The following is a 17,753-nucleotide window of genomic DNA, read 5'->3' as shown; positions in this document are numbered from 1 at the left end:
AGCAAAGCGGGCTGTGTGTTCTCCCTCGTTACGGATGGAACTGCGGTCAAACGGATTAAAATTGTTTTTTTACCTCGGAAGGCTTCATGCCGTATCTCCGAAAAAACTGCTCGGAAAATGCGCTAACGTTGCTGTACCCTACGGTCATCGCAGCCTTGGTCACATTGGCGGCCCGGTTTCGCAAAAGGCTCATCGCATGGTCGAGGCGGATCTGTCTTACATATTCGAACACGGTCAAGCCGAAGCATGCCTTGAATCCCATCTTCAGTTTAAAGTCGTTTAACTCGACCATCTTTGCCAATGCCAACAGCGAAGGAGGGTCTGCCATACACGATTCAAGGATTTGCTTTGCCTGGTGCAATTTTTGGACATCCCCTTTAGACAAACCGCTCGGAATAGGCGTCACAACAAATAGTTGATGCATATGCCGGTTCAGCAGCTCCAGTGCAACTGCTTCCATCATTAGCGGGGATCTGTCGGCATTTTTTAAATCCGAGATTAATTGCTCTATCAATATCATGCTTCTCGCATCGGGTTCAACATCAAAAGACCGGAATGTTTGCCCTTGCAGGAGCCGGTTAAAATCCAAATGGTTGTTTGGCGACGCTGCCGAGGGACTAGCCGCATAATCGAATAGAGCTACCGGGATAGCCAGTGATAATGAAGTATACGGCTCTTCAGCCGATGGATAAAACTGGGCTTGAAAGTCCTGAACGAAGGCAAGCGTACCCCGCCCGACCGGAGTTTCGTGTTCCCGGCCCGATACCACCACCTGCCGTTGACCGGACAGAGTGAACTGAAGTTCAACCATACGCCCTTTTGAGGCAAAACGAAAAGGATACGGCTTGTGATAGTGAACCTCATGGTATACGATTTCGATCCCGCTGTAAGTCGTGACCTTGTATGCTATGCCGGTGCCGACTTCGGGTCGAAGCTTATAAGAGATTCCGTTGTTTTGGCCGAATAAGGTTTCACCGAAATATCGCTGACAAATGGAAGTCAACGGTTCCACAATCATCACCTCTGACGACGATTATACCGGACGTTTGATTGCGTTTCGAGGGGGTCATTCGAATCACGCAATCAGACAGGAATGAACGAGAGCTCTCAATGGTTCACCGGGCGGCTTCGCCGCACCCAATAATGAAGCCGGACCAACCAAATCGTCTTCATCATTCCCTTCAGTGCCAGAAGAACGGCCATCATCTTCAGCCAAAGGATGACGTCCGGCTGATAAATTTCTGCAATATGCCATACCGGCACGACCTGAGTCATGCTCAATATGAGCACAATAAACAACCCTGTGAACTCCAGAATGATGATGTTGGCTATCAATTTGAAAGATTTTGCGGACGAGGCGGAAGGGTCAGGTCTCCATGGCCCAAGGCAGCGCCTGGCGGTTCGAGCGAATGTGTATAATAACCACGCACTGAGTATGATTATAATTCCGTTAACAAGCAGATATTTCTGCGTAATGCTTAGAAATGATCCACCTATCGGCTGCCCATTCAGGATGCTGATGCCCCCGGTTGCGATGTGGGTCGTCGTGTTATTCCCGTCTCATAATCATTGTGCCCGTGCGGCATACTCGTTTTTGTAAATGCCCTGAACAAGTTCCAGCACTGGTCTGCCGGCTTCGGCATACTTCAACTCCGTGGGCTCGTTGTTCGACAGATATACCCCATTCAGCATCTTGTGCTTGCCGAAAGCCGCTTCATATAGAAGCGAAGCGCCCTTTGAAGGAGGACTCATGACCAGCTTCATCGCTATTTTTATATACCAGGGCAGCCCGGAATTTTTTCCTTTCCGCATCGTATTGTTACCCCCGGGGTCGGCGCTGCGGATCGTCAAGCCTTCGGCGGCTGCCAAGGGGGCGATTTCGCGGGTCCACAGCGACAACGCCAGCTTCGTAGAGGCGTAAGGGCCGAACAGCTTCTTGAACGTCGGTGGAGATGCGAGCTCTGCAGGCTCGAAGCGGCGGACCATTTTCATCGTCGAGGACGAGGTGTTAATGATCGTTTTGAAGGAACCTTGCTTTAGCAAATCTTTCAGCTCCATGAAGATGATATAGGGAACTACGGTTTGCAGTTCGAAGTGCATCTCCCGTCCCTGCTTGGAATACGCAAGCTCAGGGAAGCTGCCTCCGGCGTTGTTAAACAGCACGTCGATTTTGTCTTCCTTGCTCTTGATCTCATCCAGCGCCCGTTGTAAGGCGGAGAAATCGGCGAGATCGGCCTTATATTGTCGAAGCTGCCGGTTGGCGAGAGCTTTCTGAATCAAGGCGTCGTCGCTGGGGAAAGCGGAACGGACCAAGGCAAGAACGGTCCAGCCTTCACCCAGCAGTCTGCGGGTCAGCTCCAGGCCGATGCCGTTGTTTGCCCCGGTAATCAGTGCAAGCGAGTTGGTTTTCATATGTGCCTCCTAGCAGATGAATAGGTTTTTGTATTTGCGGTAAAGCCACTCTACAACTTGTAGTCGGCTACAAGTCAATCCCTATTTTCGAAAAACCTACCGGACTTGACCTGGAGTCAGCTCCAAGTTGTATGATGGTATGAACATTTCAGAAACGAAAGGGAAGAAAGCCATGACTGATGCATATACGATCAAAGAAGCCGCGGAGCATACCGGCATCCCCGAAGAAACGATTCGCTATTACGAACGGATCGGGATTCTGCCGCGCGCAGAGCGCAAACCAAACCGCCACCGGGTGTACCGGCCAAAGGATTTGGAGACGATGAAGCTGGTCACCTGCCTGAAGAAGACGGGGATGCCGCTGGAGGAGATGAAGCCGTTTTTGAAACTGTCGGTCGGCGATGACATCAGCGAGTATCCGGAGCTGCACGGTTTGATTTTGGAGCACCGGGCAAAAATCAGGGAACAGATGGACTCTCTTCAGCAGATCCTGGATTTCATTGATTCTCAGGTGATTGGAACAGCGTCTGAAGCGGAGTGTGGTTTGGCTGACCAGCCGAAACGATTCGGCTTCCTGAGCTTGAAACCGTGAGCCAGCCGGAAGGAAAAGGAGGATTTTGACGGAAAATTCCCGGAATCTTAACGAAAAAGGAAAATTTTGAAACAATTTAGGCACTTCTAACGTATACCCTTATATAGACAGTCAGGAATACGCGCAGGGGGGAACGGTGGATGGAAACGCTTTATTGGAGCTGCCTGGCAGGCGGAGTTATTTTTGCGGTGGTCAGCGTGGTGCTCGGCGATATTTTGAGCCATGCGCTGGATGGGTTTCTCGATTTTTTGTCCGTTGACGTGCTGAAGCCGATGGTGATTGCGACGGCGGTGACTGTATTCGGTGGCGCAGGGATTCTGCTGCTGCGTTACACCAATTTGCACCAGGGCTTAAGCGCACTCATTGCTGGAATCGGCGCCGTTGCTATGGCGGGTGTCGTCTATGTGGCGTATGTCAGGCCGATGGAGAACAGCGAAAATTCCACGGGATATTCCATCCGCGAGCTCGAAGGCCGCATTGGTGAAGTGACGATTCCCATTCCGCCGGAAGGGTTCGGTGAGGTGATGGTGAGGCTGGGGGCAGGCAACACGCTGCACATCGCCTCCAGTCTGGAGCGCCTTCCGCTGCCCGCCGGAACCCGCGTCGTCGTCGTGGATGTGCTGGACGGCGTCCTGCGCGTGACCGGACTTGAAGAGAGAAAAGGAGATGTGGTTTGATGACAGTGCCTGAATACCTGGTAATACCGCTGATCGTCATAGGGGTAATCGTCGTGCTAGGCTTGGCTTTCTGGGCCCGTTACAAAACGGTGGGACCGGATGAAGCCATGATCGTGACGGGATCGTTTCTGGGAAGCAAAAACATATCGGAGGATGAATCCGGGCGCAAAATCAAAATCGTTCGGGGCGGAGGGGCTTTTATTCTGCCCGTCTTCCAGCAGTCGGAATTCATATCACTGCTCTCCCACAAGCTGGATGTGTCTACGCCGGAGGTATACACGGAGCAGGGCGTGCCCGTCATCGCTGACGGCGTGGCCATTATCAAAGTAGGCGGCTCGATTGAGGACGTCGCGACCGCAGCCGAGCAGTTCATTGGCAAGCCGATCGAAGCCCTGAAGGGCGAGGCGCAGGAAGTGCTGGAAGGGCATCTGCGGGCCATTCTCGGTTCGATGACCGTGGAAGAGGTGTACCGGAACCGCGACAAGTTTGCTCAGGAGGTTCAGGGTGTAGCGGCGAGAGATTTGAAAAAAATGGGCCTGCAGATCGTCTCCTTTACGATCAAGGACGTACGCGACAAGCAGGGGTACCTCGATGCGCTCGGCAAGCCGCGGATCGCAGCGGTGAAACGGGACGCGGAGATCGCCGAGGCGGAAGCGATGCGCGATGCGCGGATCCAGAAGGCGAACGCCGAGGAGCAGGGGCAGAAGGCCGAGCTGCTGCGCGATACGAATATCGCCGAAGCGACGAAGGCGAAGGAATTGAAGGTAGCTTCCTTTAAGAAGGAACAGGACACTGCCAAGGCGGAAGCCGACCAGGCGTACCACATCCAGGAAGCCCGCGCCAAGCAGACGATGGTAGAGGAGCAGATGAAGGTAGAGCTCGTTCGCAAGGAGCGGGAGATCGACCTGCAGGAGAAGGAAATTCTGGTGCGGCAGAAGCAGTATGATGCCGAAGTGAAGAAAAAAGCGGACGCCGACCGGTATGCAGTCGAAGTCGCGGCCGAAGCAGACAAGGCCAGAAAAATGCTGGAGGCCGAGGCGCTGCAGTACTCCATCGAAACCCAGGCGAAGGCATCGGCCGAGCAAAAGCGGCTGGACGGCCAGGCCATTGCCGATGCAGAACGTGCCAAAGGTACCGCCGAGGCGGAAGTCATCCGCCTGCGTGGTCTTGCGGAAGCCGATGCGAAAGAGAAGCTGGCTGAAGCCTTCCAGAAGTTCGGCGAAGCGGCCATCCTCGATATTATCGTGAAAATGCTGCCGGACCTGGCGGGCAAAATCGCCGAGCCGATCGCTTCCATCGACAAGCTGACGGTGGTGGACACCGGCAAGGGAGAGGGCGCGGCACGCGTGAGCAATTACGTTACGGAGTTGATGTCGACGGCTCCGGAAATGCTCAAAAACGTGTCCGGCATCGACGTGGAGAGCCTTATCCAAGGCTTGACCGGACGGAAAACGCCTCCGGCTGCATCCGCGGCGCCTGCGGCCGCGCAGCAGGATTTGGTTACCCTGGAAGCGGGGGCAACGAAGGAATCATAGAACTCTACGCGGGATAACCGGCGCTTCGCGAGCCGAATGATCGGCATGCGAAGCAGACGACGGGGATCCCGATCCTCGATCAAACAGTAAAAGAAAGATAGTTTAAACGGCGGCTTTGGCTTTGGGTGTTTTTCCAAAGAAAAGCCGCCGTTTTTGTTTGAGGGATTTATCATAAGCATGGATTTACATTACAGCAGCAGTATCGCCGCACCCATCATCGGGGTGATGACCATGCATGTTTTCAGCCAACGGGCGGGAACACGCTTCGTAAATTTCGCCCCGACGTAAGAGCCGACCATCGTTCCGCACACCACCGCAATGAGCAGCCGGAAATCCAGGTACCCGATCGTAAAATAGCCTGCTCCGCCAGCCAGCGCGATCGGAATGATGACCATCATCGTCGTTCCTGCCGCATAGCGCATCGGCATGCCAAGCAGCAGCATGAGCCCCAGCTGGATGAACGGCGTGGAACCGATGCCGAACAGGCCGGACAGCATGCCGGTAACGACGCCGATCAGCAGCGCGAATGACCAATACCGCAGTCCCTTGGCGACAGGCGGAGCCTGGTTAACGGTCGCACCCGGCCGACGCGAAACGACGGCCATCCGCAGCCACAAGGCGAGCCCCGAGGCGAACAGCATGCCGGAAGTCATCCAGCCCAGTTTATCCTCCGGAATGAGCGTTGACCAGCTGGAGCTGACCCACGCCCCCGCCGCTCCGGCCAACCCGACGACCGCGCCCGACTTCAGCAGCATATTTCCTTCGCGGTAATGGCTGACCGAACCGGAAAGGGACGAGAAGAACATCGCCGCCAGCGCGGTCCCCAGCGCGATATGAATCGGATATCCGAACACAACGGTCAAGATCGAGATGATAAAACCCGAGCCGCCCGCGCCCACGAAGCCCAGGAGCAGACCGAGCAGAATCATAACGGCAGAGATATCGATCAGCTTCATCGGTCCACCCTCCACACCTGATGGGGAACGCCGAATCCAGCCGGTTCCGGCAGGTCATCAGCAACGCGGCTGGCTGTGTCCAGCACCATGATGGCTGGTTTTGTCCCATAGACCGGCCATGCAGGCAGCGCATCGACATTGGGATCCCCGCTTCGTATGAACGCGAACCAGGCTTCCCGCATACTTCTTGCGAGCGGGTATTGCTCGGCAGGTACTGCGTACGGGTCGCCGGCTGCAAGGGCAGCTGGAGGCTGCGCTTCCGGATCCCAATGAATTAGGCTGCCCTCATAGCCGTGCGTCGCTCCGAGAGCGCCGCCAGCGCGAAGCCGGTACATCCATACCGGCGTTCCTGAGGAAGCGAGGGCCTGTGCAAACTGCACAGCTCCAATCGTGTACAGATGCTCGGTTAACGTTGTACACCATGCGTCGGCTGGGGACATCCCCTCGGCATAATGCTGATAGGCATCCCATACGGCGGGAGCATGGCTTCCAAAAAATCTGTCGAGCGGTTCCATGCCAGGGGAGTGGAGCATGGAATCGTCCCGGATGAACATCGACGCTTCGTTTTCGTTCGTGCCGATCAGGAGCGGCGGCAGGCCGGAACTTGCGGCAATGCCGGCCAAAGGGTCCAAGGGAATGACCCGGCCGTCTGCCACCGGGCCGAACATGTGCAGGCTGCGCGACGTATCCGATCCGACGGCGGACTGCGCTGCGATGAGCTGCTCGAACGGAAGCTCCAGCAGTTGGCTTGGATCTGCACCGGACAAGCCCAGCTCCTCGAGAATCCGGAGGGTGGTGACGTTGGCGGTGCGCCTATCCCGGATTGCTTGGGTGGCGCCGCTCTGTGCCACGGCCCGGTGGAATAACCCGCGTGCCGCTTCCATGGCATAAAGCGAAGCGGTGCACTTGGCACCGGCGGAATTCCCGATCACAGTCACACGGGCCGGATCGCCCCCAAAAGCGGAAATGTTACGCTGAACCCACTGCAGCGCGGCCGCAATATCGAGCAGACCGTTGTTTCCCGAGGCTGCATATTCCTCGCCCAGCACCTCGCCCAAGTAGAGGAAGCCTAACGCGCCAAGGCGGTAATTGACCGATACGTAGACGATGCCATCCTCCGCCGCATGCCGCAAACCGTCGCAGTCCGCGCCGGTGCCCGATACGAATCCGCCGCCATGAATATACACCAATACGGGCATCGATTCTTTTTCGCATCCCCGGGTCCACACGTTCAAATACAAACAATCTTCGGACTGTATACGCGCAGCCCCTACTGAAGGATCGGTTTGCTGGGGGGCGAGCGGACCGAAGTGATCGCAATTTCTTACGCCGGGCCATGGTTGCGGAGGCGCCGGGGGCTGGAATCTCCGTTTGCCCGTCGGCGGCGCTGCATAGGGAATGCCCCGAAATACATAGGCCCCTTGTAAAGGTACTCCTGAAACTTTGCCTGATGCGGTTTGTACGATCAAGGTGCTCGACTCCTATTCCTGTTGATTTGTGAACTATTATAACTTGTTTATGCCATGAACTATAATATATATTGAATTATATTTATCATAACTTAAAGGTTATTATCGAGATCGAAAGAGGGATATGGAATGGAACTGCTGCAGCTAAAATATTTTCAGGTTGCCGCCCGGATGCAGCATATGACCCAGGCGGCCCGCAGCCTGCATATTTCGCAGCCGGCGCTCAGCAAAATGATCGCCTCGCTGGAAGCCGAGCTGGGGACGAAGCTGTTTGAGCGGGAGCCCAAAAGCATACGGCTGAACGAGCACGGCAAGTTATTTTTGCGCCAGGTGGATATCGCCCTGCAGGCCCTTGAGGACGGCAAGCTGCAGCTGCAGGACCTCGGCGGCACTGCTTCTCCCGCCGTCTCGCTCGACGTCCGTGTTTCCTCGCATCTACTGCCGGATCTGCTGGCCGATTTCCGCAAAGAATGCCCGGCCGCCGAGTTCCATTTGCTGCAGCATTCGACGTTCGAAGGGGCGGCGAGCTTCGATCTTTGCCTTTCCGACGGGGCCGAACTGCCGCCGGGAACAACGTCATTTTCTTTGCTGGAAGAGGAAATTTTCGTTGCGGTTCCCGCGGACCATCCGCTCGCTGACCGTACGCAAATCGGCTTGAAGGAGCTGAGGGAGGAGAGCTTCATATCGCTGCCCCCGGGCAAATCGCTGCGCGAAACGACGGATGCTTTTTGCCGCCTAGCCGGTTTTACTCCGCGTATCCGGTTTGAGAGCGACGACCCGGCCATGGTTCGCGGTTTGATCCGCGCGGGTCAAGGCGTCGCGTTTCTGCCGGCTATTACTTGGGGCGGCTCAACCGGGCCGGACGTCGTTCTGCTGCGGCTCGAAGAAAGCTGGTGCAGACGCTCGATTGCCTTGTCCTGGCCGCAGGAACGGTATTTGACGCATACCGCTGCGCTATTTCGCGATTTTGCCGTGAACTATTTTGCCAGGCTGGCTGCATCGCATCATCAAGATGGTGGCCGAGGCGATTAAAACAGGGAATGCACGGTTTCATGTCCGTCCGGTTTGACGAATCGGCCGATTTCTGATATTTTTTCTGTCTGTCAGAGATGATAAACTTATCAGGCGTCAGCAAACGAGGTGCATAGTGTGAGCAGTCTGCAAGTGAGCAAGGTGTTAAACAACAATGTCATCATTGCCGAGCATCCCCAGCACGGCGAGGTGGTGGTCATCGGCAAAGGGATCGGCTTTAATCGGAAGTCCGAGCAGGCCATTCCGCTGGCTGAGGTCGAGAAGATGTTTATTTTGACCAAGCCGGAGGAGCAGGAGCAGTACAAGCAGCTGCTGCCCCAGGTCGACGAGAAACTGATTGAAGCGGTCAACGAAATATTGCTGCATGCCGACCAGACAAGCTCAGGGGCTTTGAACGAGCATGTCCATATCGCCCTGACGGATCACATCGCATTTGCGATCAAGCGCATGCAGCAGGGCATTCATATCCATAATCCCTTTTTGTACGAGACCAAAGAAATGTACCCCGAGGAGTTTCGAATGGCGGAGTTCGCCGTCCGGCTGATTCATCAGAAGCTTGGCGTGGATCTGGGTGAAGAGGAAGCCGGATTTATCGCGCTGCACATCCACGGCGCGCTGACCAACCAGCATATTTCCGAAGTGCGCAAGCATTCCGAGCTGATCAGCGATCTGGTACACATCGTGGAGACGGAGATGGACTTCCGGGTCCCGCGGGATTCGCTGGACTACTCGCGCCTGATTACGCACCTCCGCTTTGCTTTGGAGCGAATCCGCAGAGGCGAGGCCGTAGAGGAAACAGACACGCTCGACGCCTTGATGCAGCGTGAATATCCGGATACGTACCGGCTCGCTCAAAAGCTGACCGGAGTGATGGAGGAGCGCCTCGGCCGGCCCGTATATCCGGCGGAAGTGGGATATCTGACGATCCATCTCCAGCGTCTGGTTCACAAAAAGCAGGGGCGCGTGGATTGATCGCGTGCGGGTGTGGCGCCTTTGATTGTGTATGGTCCCGCCGCTTTCACTTTGGAAGAAGCGCAGGCGCCTTTTTCGAATATCAAGCGCTTGCAACTTGGCGGGATGGGTGCTACAATACTGACTGTAATGAACCCAATTGAACATGCATACGTGTTACTGATACGATCAGGCATGAGTAAACCTGTAGATCTTGGTTGTTTTGCCCATTACTGGGGCAATCTAACGCTTAGCGGTAGAGACCAGGATCCCGAGCGGATACTCATGCCTTTTTGGTATTTACAAAATCTCAGCAGAAAGCAGGATGATCCTCATGCAGCAAACGTTTAAAATTATCGATGAAGACGGAATTCATGCGCGTCCGGCGACAGCGCTTGTCAATACAGCTACCAAATTCAAGGATACGGAGTGCTTTGCCGAGTCCGGCGGGAAGAAGGTTACTTTAAAATCGATTTTGGGCGTTCTGTCTCTGGATCTGGAGCAGGGCGACATCATTTCGCTGATCGCGGAAGGCGGCGATGAGCGCGCAGCGCTGGAAGCGCTTGAGCAGGTTATGGTTGGCGAGGGGCTGGGCGAGATTCATGAATAAGATCAAGGGAATCGCGGCATCGGCGGGAATTGCGATCGCCCGCGCATTCATCTTGGAGCATCCGGATTACGCGGTAAGCCGCAAGCAGGCGGATGACGTTCAGTCCGAGCTTGCGAAGCTGGATGATGCGCTGGCCAAGTCGCGGGTGGAGCTTGAGGCCATCAAGGCGCGGACGCTGGCGGAATTGGGCGAGAAAAAAGCGGAAATTTTCGAGTCGCATCTGCTTATTTTAAGCGATCCGGAGCTCATTGACCCGGTGAAGGACAAAATCCGGAGCGAAGCGGTCAATGCGGAATATGCCCTGGATGAGACGGCAGCGCAGTTCATCCGGATGTTCGAAAATATGAAAAGCGCTTATCTCCAGGAACGCGCCGCGGATATGCGGGACGTGACCAAGCGCATTCTGAAGCATCTGCTCGGCCTTCAATACGTGAGCCCGTCGGAGATCGATGAGGAAGTGATCGTGATCGCCGAGGACCTGACTCCATCGGACACGGCAGGCTTAAACCGCAAGTTCGTGAAGGGCTTTACGACGAATATCGGCGGTCGAACGTCGCACTCGGCCATCATGGCCCGTTCGCTCGAAATTCCGGCAGTGGTCGGCACGAAAAGCGTTCTAAGCTCCGTGCAGAGCGGGGAGCTGGTGATCGTGGACGGGATGGAAGGTGATGTCATCATCCATCCGACCGAAGAGGTGATCGCCGAGTACACGGCAAAGCAGCAGGCCTATGCGAAGCAGATGGAGGAATGGAAGCAGCTCCGTACGGAACCGACCGTCTCGAAGGACGGGATTCATGTGGAGCTGGCGGCCAACATCGGTACGCCAAACGACGTGGCGGGCGTTCTTGACAACGGCGGCGAAGCGGTCGGATTGTACCGGACCGAATTCCTCTACATGGGCCGCGACAAGCTGCCTTCGGAGAATGTGCAGTACAACGCCTACAAGACCGTGCTGGAGCAGATGGAAGGCAAGCCGGTGGTCGTGCGCACGCTGGACATCGGCGGCGACAAGGAGCTGCCTTACTTGGACCTGCCGAAGGAGATGAATCCGTTTCTCGGATTCCGCGCGATTCGCCTCTGCCTGGACCGGCAGGACATTTTCCGGATCCAGCTGCGGGCTCTGCTGCGGGCCAGCGTGCACGGCAATCTTCGCATCATGTTCCCGATGATCGCCACGCTTGCCGAGTTCCGGGCAGCCAAGGCCGTTCTTCTGGAAGAGAAGGACAAGCTGGCGGCGGAAGGCATCGCCGTCGCAGACGACATCCAGATCGGAATCATGGTTGAAATTCCGTCGACAGCCGTCCTGGCGGACGTATTCGCCAAGGAAGTGGATTTCTTCAGCATCGGCACCAATGACCTGATCCAGTACACGATGGCGGCCGACCGGATGAACGAACAGGTATCGTACCTGTATCAGCCCTATAATCCGGCGATCCTTCGTCTGGTCAAAATGGTCATTGATGCCGCGCACCGTGAGGGCAAATGGGTCGGCATGTGCGGTGAAATGGCAGGGGACGCCGTGGCCATCCCGATTCTGCTCGGCCTCGGGCTTGACGAGTTCAGCATGAGCGCCTCGTCCATTCTTCCGGCGCGCAGTCAGATCTCCAAGCTGTCCCGGGCGGACATGGAGCGGCTCGCCGAACAGGCGCTGCAGCTCGGCACGGCGGAGGAAGTGACGCAGCTGGTGCAGAGCCTTCAGTAGTGGATGGTTCTGATGTTGACCCGCGGGATTTAGAAGAGGCATCACGATTGATAACCCTTAGTTATCAACCTGAGCTTAGCTAAGCTCTGCACGCATAACGCATATCTTTATCCGAGCTTGGCCGGTATTCTTAGGAATGCCGGCCTTTTTTTCATGCGGGTATGTCTCCGGTTTACAGAAAGTATATAAAAAAGAACACCCTCAAAAGGGTGTTCTTAGGTATTCTCTCCAATATTTGAATCCGCATTGAATCCGAATTAAAGCGAATCCGAATCCAAATCCGAAAATCAGCTGCAGGCGCAGTTCAGCACCGGCTTGCGTGCCGCGGTCGTTTCGTCCAGCCGCGTCACTGGCGTATCGTATGGCGCGTTCAGCAGCAGCTCCGGCTGCTCCTCCGCTTCCTTCGCGATGCGGATCATCGTATCGATAAAGGCGTCGAGCGTGTCCTTGCTCTCCGTTTCTGTCGGCTCGATCATAATGCACTCCTCCACGTTCAGCGGGAAGTAAATGGTCGGCGGGTGATAGCCGAAATCGAGCAGACGTTTCGCCACGTCCAGCGTCCGGATGCCGTACTGCTTGAGCGGGGAGCCCGACATGACGAATTCGTGCTTGCAGACGCCCGGATACGGAATGTCGAAGTATGGCGCGAGCCGGCTCATCATATAGTTAGCGTTCAGCACGGCGCACTCCGATACGCGGCGCAGACCTTCCGGGCCGTAGCTGCGGATGTAGGTGTAAGCGCGGACGAGAATGCCGAAGTTGCCGTAGTACGCCTTGACCCGCCCGATGGACTGGTCGCTGCCGCCTTCGAGCGTATATTTACCGTCAGCCGTTTTCGACACGAGCGGGCGGGGCAGGAACGGAATCAGGCGGCTCTTTACGCCGACCGGACCGGCTCCCGGACCGCCGCCGCCGTGCGGCGTGCTCATCGTTTTATGCAAATTCAGGTGCACGACGTCAAAGCCCATGTCTCCCGGGCGGGTGATGCCCATGATCGCGTTGGAGTTGGCTCCGTCGTAGTACAGCAGGCCCCCTGCCTCGTGGACGATGGCGGCAATTTCCTGGATCTGCTCCTCGAACAGGCCGAGCGTGTTCGGATTGGTGAGCATCAGCGCCGCGGTGTCGCTGCCGACGGCGGCACGCAGGGCGTCAAGGTCGACGAGGCCTTTGTCGGTCGACGGGATCGTGATCGTCTTCAGCCCCGCGACGGTGGCGCTGGCCGGATTGGTGCCGTGCGAGGAATCCGGCACGATGACCTTGTCGCGCTGCTCGCCGCGGCTTTCATGGTAGGCGCGGATCATCATGAGACCGGTCCATTCGCCATGCGCGCCGGCGGCCGGCTGCAGGGTCACGGCGTCCATGCCGGTCAGACCGGCCAAATCGTCCTGCAGGCGGTATAGCAGCTCAAGCGCGCCCTGAATGCTGTCCTCCGGCTGATACGGATGGATTTTGGCAAAGCCCGGATAACGGGCGACATCTTCGTTCACTTTCGGATTATATTTCATCGTGCAGGAGCCGAGCGGATAGAAGCCGTTGTCCACCCCGAAATTGCGGCGGGACAGCTCGGTATAGTGACGGATGACGTCCACTTCATACACTTCAGGCAGCGTGGCCGGCTCCGACCGCAGCATCGAGCTTGGGATCAGCTCTTCGGTTTCCTCAACAGGGACGTCAAACTCCGGTAAAGAGTAGGCAATCCGTCCGGGATGGCTCAACTCGAAAATCAACGCTTTTTCCTGAATCATATGCAGTCCTCCAGCGCTTGAGCGAATTGGTCGATCTGTTCTTTGGTGCGGCGTTCCGTGACGGCAATCAGCATATGTCCTTCCAGTTCGGAATAAGCTCTGCCGAGGTCGTAGCCGCCGAGGATGCCTTTCCGCAGCAGCTTCGCATTGACTTCGGCCACGCGGGTTCCTTCCGGCAGCTTAATGACAAACTCGTTAAAATACGGGGACGTGAACGGCATGCTTACCCTTGAAATGCTGCCCAGCCGGCGTGCGGCGTAATGGCTCTTCTGCAGATTCAGCTGGCCGACCTCGATCATGCCTTGCTTGCCCATGACCGACAGGTACACGGATGCGCAGAGGGCGAGCAGCGCCTGGTTGGAGCAGATGTTGGACGTCGCTTTCTCGCGGCGGATATGCTGCTCGCGGGCCTGCAGCGTCAGAACGAAGCCGCGCTTGCCGTTCCGGTCGACCGTCTGGCCTACGATCCGTCCAGGCATGCGGCGCATATGGTCCTGCGACACGGCAAAGAATCCGCAGGTTGGCCCGCCCAAGGAAGATGAGATGCCGAGCGGCTGCGCGTCGCCGACGACGATGTCGGCTCCGAGCTTGCCCGGCGCTTCGAGAATGCCGAGGGAGATCGGGTTGGTGCTGACGACCATCAGCCCTTTGCTGGCATGGATGAGGTCGCCGATGGCGGCCAAATCCTCGATCGCTCCGAAGAAGTTCGGGCTCTGCACGAGTACGGCGGCCGTTTGGTCGGACACGGCTTCAGCCAGCTCGGCCAGGTTGGTGACGCCGTTTGCGGAAGGGACCTCCACGACGTCGAGACCGAGCCCTTTGGCATACGTGCGGACAACCTGACGGGCTTCCGGATGCACCGTGCTGGACACGAGCAGCTGCTTGCGCTTTGTGGCGGCGCTGGCCAGGGAGCCGGCTTCAGCGAGGGCGGTGGCCCCGTCATACATACTCGCATTGGCAACGGCCATGCCGGTCAGCTCGCAAATGTAAGACTGAAACTCGAAGATCGCCTGCAGCTCGCCTTGGCTGATTTCCGGCTGATACGGCGTGTAGGCCGTGTAAAATTCGGAACGGGACACGACATGGTTGATGACCGAAGGGATGTGGTGATCATAAATTCCCGCGCCCAGAAAGCTGGCATATTGGTCCGTATTGGCATTTTTCGCGGCAAGCTCCGACAGGTGCGTCGTCAGCGCGTATTCATTCAGTCCCGGGGATACGGGCAGGTCCCCTTTGAAACGGATTTCTTCAGGAATGTCCTTGAACAGGTCCTCCAGAGAGGAGACGCCGATCGTATCCAGCATTTCCTGCTGGTCCTGTTCGGTCATAGGCAGATAACGGTGTTTCAAGTGGAGTCAGCTCCTTTAGGTTAGGTTGAAAATCGTATCATGCTGTTAGCCTGCTATTTATTTGCGCTCGCGTCTGTAGAAAGGGGTACTTACGACCTTGGCTTTGAGCCGCTTGCCCCGGACGTCGACTTCCACTTCGGTTCCAAGGGCGGAATAGCCGCTTTGCACGAGCGCGAGACCGAGATTACGCTTCAGCGTCGGGGACTGGGTTCCCGTCGTCACTTCGCCGATCTGCTCATCTCCCGCATATACGGGATAATGGGAGCGGGGGATGCCCCGGTCGATCATTTCGATGCCGACCAGTTTGCGCGGCACGCCGGCGTCTTTCTGCTGCTGCAGGGCCGCCTTGCCGATAAAATCGGCCGCTTTGCCCAGCTTGACGAAGAAGCCGATGCCGCCTTCGAGCGGGGAAATGTCCTTGGACAGCTCCTGTCCGTACAGCGGCAGCTTCGCTTCAAAGCGAAGCGTGTCGCGGGCGCCGAGCCCTGCCGGAATCAGGCCTGAGCTTTCGCCTTGCTCGAGCAATCCGCTCCAGACCGCAGGAGCATCCTGTGCGGCAAGGTAGATCTCAAAGCCGTCTTCCCCCGTATAGCCGGTGCGGGAAATCAACGTACTAGCGCCGAACAGCTTCACATTTTGGATAAAATGAAACGGGGAAAGCTGCCCCAGATCGGCATCGACGAGCGGCTGCAGCACCGCTTCAGCTTTCGGCCCCTGAAGAGCCAGCAGTGCAGTTCCATCGGACTCGTTCACCATGTTTACGCCGTCCGGCCGATGCTCCTGAAGCCAGGCCCAATCCTTGTCGATATTGGAGGCGTTCACAACCAGCATGTAGGACTCCACGCCCAGCTTGTAGACGAGCAGGTCGTCGACAACGCCCCCGTCCGGATAGCACAAAGCGCTGTACTGCGCCTGACCCGGTTCGAGAACCGATACGTCATTGACGGTCACGAGCTGGAGAAAATCTTCCGATCCCGGGCCGTCCACCTTGAACTCGCCCATGTGGGAAACGTCGAAGAGCCCGGCGGCCTCGCGGACCGCCTCATGCTCTTTGTGGATGCCGCTGAACTGGACGGGAAGCTCCCAGCCGCCAAAATCGATGCAGCGGACGCCGGGAACCTGTGCATAGAGAGGAAAAAGCGGTGTTCTTTTCAATTCGGACATGAGTCACCTCGGTTTTCACGTGTTACCACGGATTGTTTAGGCTTTTCATCATAAAAGTTCTTCCAAGCAGCACAAAAAGGACAGGGCGAAAGAATAAGCATGCGTGCTCGCATACTTTCTTTCAAGCTCTGTCCTTGGTACCTGAGAGTTACCTTACGGATGCCGGTGAATGGAGCGGCCCGGGACTTCACAGGCGAAATTCGGGCTCCACATCAACCCCGGGCAACAAGCAAGTTTCCCCTTGGGTGATTCTTACGTTCAGAATTCTCTCCAGAGATGCGTCCGGTAATCGTCCTTTTGCCTGAGAGATTCACCCGGGTCCGGGCTTACTCCTTCGGCGTTACTGCTTGCAGTAATCTCTCCCATTACCATCATCCGCTATACGATTGTTTGTTCACGACATCATAAAGCTCGAATCAAATGTTCGAGTTCGTTCTATATATTATTAATACTCAAAGTACAAACCGGTGTCAACAACATTATCATAATGCCTATTTACGAATATTACAATCAATTTATGTTCATAATGTTCGATTTTAGGTAATTTGGTCCAAGCGGCACTCCGGGGGAGACTGTATCGTCCCAGAGCTGTCCGCCGAAGGTGAAGCGAATCAGAAGATTTGGGAGGAGCCGTGATGATGAAGAACGTAGTAGGCGTCGATATGGGATGTACGAAAATGCTGATGGTTGCCGAGGTGGACGGACAGCTTGTCGAGCACAAGGTCCCCACCGGGCTGGATTGTTCGCTGGAATATCTGGCGGGGGAGATTGACCGTTTTATAGCAGGGCTCCCGTATGAGCCGGAAGGGCTGGGAATCGCGCTTCCGGGACTCGTAGAGGGAGACCGCCGCCTGCAGTTTTCCGATATCCGCGCGCTGTGCGGGGTGACGGCTGACGATTTTGCCAAAGGGCGCTTTCGCTGCCGTCTGATCAATGACGTGAAAGCGGCGACAGTTGCCGAGGCGGTCAATTATCCGGAAAAGGATACGGTTGCGGTGATGATGGCCGGCTCGGGGCTGGCGCTCGGGGTCTACTCCAAACAGCGGATGTATACCGGTGCAGGCGGGTTTGCCGGGGAGCTGGGCTACACCGTTATTGCGACTGAAGCCGGGCCGCGCAAGGTGGACGAATTGGCAGGCGGCATCGGAATTCTCGCTAGGGCGGGCTGCGATATCGACGCCTTCCTCGCCAAGATCCGGGATGGAGACGGCGATTCGTTGGCCTTGCTGGAACGTGCCGGCTTTTACTGCGGGCTGGCCATCACCAACGTGCTGCACCTGTTTAACCCGGACGTTCTGGTGATTGGCGGCAGCACCTCCACTTACCCGGGATATATGGACACCGCTTTGCGGACGGCCGAGAAGCATACGCTGCCGGACATGTTCCATGCGTGCTCCTTCGCATCCCCAAAAGACGGCAAGCGGATCGCGGCGCTCGGAGCGATGCAATTTTTGCGCACGGGAATGGAGTTTTAGACGAGGCCGCATATGTTATATTGACACCCGTATTCGGTCTGCTTTATTCTTAGTTCAGAGTTTAGAAAAGTAGAGCGGATGCCT

Annotated in this window: 17 protein-coding genes and 1 riboswitch; of the genes, 9 read left to right on the top strand and 8 right to left on the bottom strand. The window is 56.5% G+C overall.

All coding sequences use genetic code 11. The features are described from left to right. Window positions 1-55: 55 nt before the first annotated feature. The 3 genes from BCV73_RS19890 to BCV73_RS19880 form a co-directional block, all read right to left on the bottom strand. A complete protein-coding gene (locus BCV73_RS19890; RefSeq protein ID WP_244879334.1) occupies window positions 56-811 on the bottom strand; it encodes a helix-turn-helix transcriptional regulator in 756 nt (251 codons plus the stop codon). A 296-nt stretch (window positions 812-1,107) separates the two neighbouring features. Then, the gene (locus BCV73_RS19885) at window positions 1,108-1,299 is read right to left on the bottom strand and encodes a hypothetical protein (protein ID WP_089548306.1); all 192 of its coding nucleotides are present in this window, start codon (window positions 1,297-1,299) and stop codon (window positions 1,108-1,110) included. Window positions 1,300-1,566: 267 nt separating this feature from the next. Then, the gene (locus BCV73_RS19880; RefSeq protein WP_089548305.1) at window positions 1,567-2,412 is read right to left on the bottom strand and encodes an SDR family NAD(P)-dependent oxidoreductase; all 846 of its coding nucleotides are present in this window, start codon (window positions 2,410-2,412) and stop codon (window positions 1,567-1,569) included. A gap of 172 nt (window positions 2,413-2,584) precedes the next feature. Here BCV73_RS19880 and BCV73_RS19875 point away from each other — a divergent pair, with 172 nt between their 5' ends. The 3 genes from BCV73_RS19875 (at window position 2,585) to BCV73_RS19865 (ending at window position 5,216) form a co-directional block, all read left to right on the top strand. After that, the gene (locus BCV73_RS19875) at window positions 2,585-3,004 is read left to right on the top strand and encodes a MerR family transcriptional regulator (protein ID WP_089550330.1); all 420 of its coding nucleotides are present in this window, start codon (window positions 2,585-2,587) and stop codon (window positions 3,002-3,004) included. 140 nt (window positions 3,005-3,144) lie between these two features. After that, a complete protein-coding gene (locus BCV73_RS19870) occupies window positions 3,145-3,681 on the top strand; it encodes an NfeD family membrane protein (RefSeq protein ID WP_089548304.1) in 537 nt (178 codons plus the stop codon). Further along, on the top strand, window positions 3,681-5,216 hold the full coding sequence (locus tag BCV73_RS19865) for a flotillin family protein (RefSeq protein WP_244867173.1): 1,536 nt from the start codon (window positions 3,681-3,683) through the stop codon (window positions 5,214-5,216). Before BCV73_RS19870 ends, BCV73_RS19865 begins: the two co-directional genes overlap by 1 nt. 188 nt (window positions 5,217-5,404) lie before the next feature. On the opposite strand, the gene BCV73_RS19860 is transcribed toward BCV73_RS19865, so the two are convergent. Then, window positions 5,405-6,172, bottom strand: a complete 768-nt coding sequence (locus BCV73_RS19860) for a sulfite exporter TauE/SafE family protein (protein WP_089548303.1) — start codon at window positions 6,170-6,172, stop codon at window positions 5,405-5,407. Then, window positions 6,169-7,641 carry a carboxylesterase/lipase family protein gene (locus BCV73_RS19855; RefSeq protein ID WP_089548302.1) on the bottom strand — a complete coding sequence of 491 codons (1,473 nt, stop codon included), beginning with the start codon at window positions 7,639-7,641 and terminating at the stop codon, window positions 6,169-6,171. The genes BCV73_RS19860 and BCV73_RS19855 overlap by 4 nt, the downstream gene beginning before the upstream one ends. A gap of 129 nt (window positions 7,642-7,770) precedes the next feature. Between BCV73_RS19855 and BCV73_RS19850 the strand changes: the two genes are divergently transcribed. The 5 genes from BCV73_RS19850 to ptsP all read left to right on the top strand — a co-directional run bounded on the left by BCV73_RS19850 (window position 7,771) and on the right by ptsP (window position 11,936). Then, window positions 7,771-8,673, top strand: coding sequence for a LysR family transcriptional regulator (locus tag BCV73_RS19850; protein ID WP_089548301.1), 903 nt, complete (start codon window positions 7,771-7,773; stop codon window positions 8,671-8,673). Window positions 8,674-8,790: 117 nt separating this feature from the next. Continuing rightward, a complete protein-coding gene (gene glcT / locus BCV73_RS19845; protein WP_089548300.1) occupies window positions 8,791-9,645 on the top strand; it encodes a glucose PTS transporter transcription antiterminator GlcT in 855 nt (284 codons plus the stop codon). A gap of 12 nt (window positions 9,646-9,657) precedes the next feature. After that, window positions 9,658-9,975, top strand: coding sequence for a hypothetical protein (locus tag BCV73_RS19840; protein ID WP_218828161.1), 318 nt, complete (start codon window positions 9,658-9,660; stop codon window positions 9,973-9,975). Continuing rightward, a complete protein-coding gene (locus BCV73_RS19835) occupies window positions 9,959-10,234 on the top strand; it encodes an HPr family phosphocarrier protein (RefSeq protein ID WP_076169674.1) in 276 nt (91 codons plus the stop codon). Before BCV73_RS19840 ends, BCV73_RS19835 begins: the two co-directional genes overlap by 17 nt. Then, window positions 10,227-11,936, top strand: coding sequence for a phosphoenolpyruvate--protein phosphotransferase (gene ptsP / locus BCV73_RS19830; protein ID WP_089548298.1), 1,710 nt, complete (start codon window positions 10,227-10,229; stop codon window positions 11,934-11,936). The genes BCV73_RS19835 and ptsP overlap by 8 nt, the downstream gene beginning before the upstream one ends. A 287-nt stretch (window positions 11,937-12,223) precedes the next feature. Here ptsP and gcvPB read toward each other — a convergent pair whose 3' ends face one another. The 3 genes from gcvPB to gcvT are packed head-to-tail and all read right to left on the bottom strand — an operon-like array spanning window position 12,224 to window position 16,194. Further along, the gene (gene gcvPB, locus BCV73_RS19825) at window positions 12,224-13,681 is read right to left on the bottom strand and encodes an aminomethyl-transferring glycine dehydrogenase subunit GcvPB (protein WP_089548297.1); all 1,458 of its coding nucleotides are present in this window, start codon (window positions 13,679-13,681) and stop codon (window positions 12,224-12,226) included. Continuing rightward, entirely contained in the window at window positions 13,678-15,030 is a 1,353-nt protein-coding gene (gene gcvPA, locus BCV73_RS19820) for an aminomethyl-transferring glycine dehydrogenase subunit GcvPA (protein WP_179232033.1), read from the bottom strand. The genes gcvPB and gcvPA overlap by 4 nt, the downstream gene beginning before the upstream one ends. A gap of 57 nt (window positions 15,031-15,087) precedes the next feature. Then, window positions 15,088-16,194 (bottom strand): glycine cleavage system aminomethyltransferase GcvT, encoded by a 1,107-nt coding sequence (gcvT, locus tag BCV73_RS19815; protein ID WP_089548296.1) that lies wholly within the window; start codon window positions 16,192-16,194, stop codon window positions 15,088-15,090. 279 nt (window positions 16,195-16,473) lie between these two features. Further along, window positions 16,474-16,569, bottom strand: a riboswitch (glycine riboswitch). A gap of 263 nt (window positions 16,570-16,832) precedes the next feature. Between gcvT and BCV73_RS19810 the strand changes: the two genes are divergently transcribed. Beyond that, the gene (locus BCV73_RS19810; RefSeq protein ID WP_218828160.1) at window positions 16,833-17,669 is read left to right on the top strand and encodes an ROK family protein; all 837 of its coding nucleotides are present in this window, start codon (window positions 16,833-16,835) and stop codon (window positions 17,667-17,669) included. Window positions 17,670-17,753: the final 84 nt, after the last annotated feature.

It is taken from the genome of Paenibacillus sp. SSG-1 (genome assembly GCF_002224835.1).
In the GTDB taxonomy this organism is placed as follows: domain Bacteria; phylum Bacillota; class Bacilli; order Paenibacillales; family Paenibacillaceae; genus Paenibacillus_AQ; species Paenibacillus_AQ favisporus.
This window is presented reverse-complemented; position numbering and strand designations above follow the sequence as displayed.

Excerpts from the sequence above, each read along its gene's own strand:
- BCV73_RS19890 (WP_244879334.1), bottom strand. The coding sequence starts at position 811 with ATGGTTGAACTTCAGTTCACTCTGTCCGGTCAACGGCAGGTGGTGGTA.
- BCV73_RS19870 (WP_089548304.1), top strand. The coding sequence starts at position 3,145 with ATGGAAACGCTTTATTGGAGCTGCCTGGCAGGCGGAGTTATTTTTGCG.
- BCV73_RS19875 (WP_089550330.1), top strand. The coding sequence starts at position 2,585 with ATGACTGATGCATATACGATCAAAGAAGCCGCGGAGCATACCGGCATC.
- BCV73_RS19850 (WP_089548301.1), top strand. The coding sequence starts at position 7,771 with ATGGAACTGCTGCAGCTAAAATATTTTCAGGTTGCCGCCCGGATGCAG.
- BCV73_RS19810 (WP_218828160.1), top strand. The coding sequence starts at position 16,833 with ATGAAGAACGTAGTAGGCGTCGATATGGGATGTACGAAAATGCTGATG.
- BCV73_RS19880 (WP_089548305.1), bottom strand. The coding sequence starts at position 2,412 with ATGAAAACCAACTCGCTTGCACTGATTACCGGGGCAAACAACGGCATC.
- BCV73_RS19835 (WP_076169674.1), top strand. The coding sequence starts at position 9,959 with ATGCAGCAAACGTTTAAAATTATCGATGAAGACGGAATTCATGCGCGT.
- BCV73_RS19860 (WP_089548303.1), bottom strand. The coding sequence starts at position 6,172 with ATGAAGCTGATCGATATCTCTGCCGTTATGATTCTGCTCGGTCTGCTC.
- BCV73_RS19865 (WP_244867173.1), top strand. The coding sequence starts at position 3,681 with ATGACAGTGCCTGAATACCTGGTAATACCGCTGATCGTCATAGGGGTA.
- gcvT (WP_089548296.1), bottom strand. The coding sequence starts at position 16,194 with ATGTCCGAATTGAAAAGAACACCGCTTTTTCCTCTCTATGCACAGGTT.
- gcvPB (WP_089548297.1), bottom strand. The coding sequence starts at position 13,681 with ATGATTCAGGAAAAAGCGTTGATTTTCGAGTTGAGCCATCCCGGACGG.
- ptsP (WP_089548298.1), top strand. The coding sequence starts at position 10,227 with ATGAATAAGATCAAGGGAATCGCGGCATCGGCGGGAATTGCGATCGCC.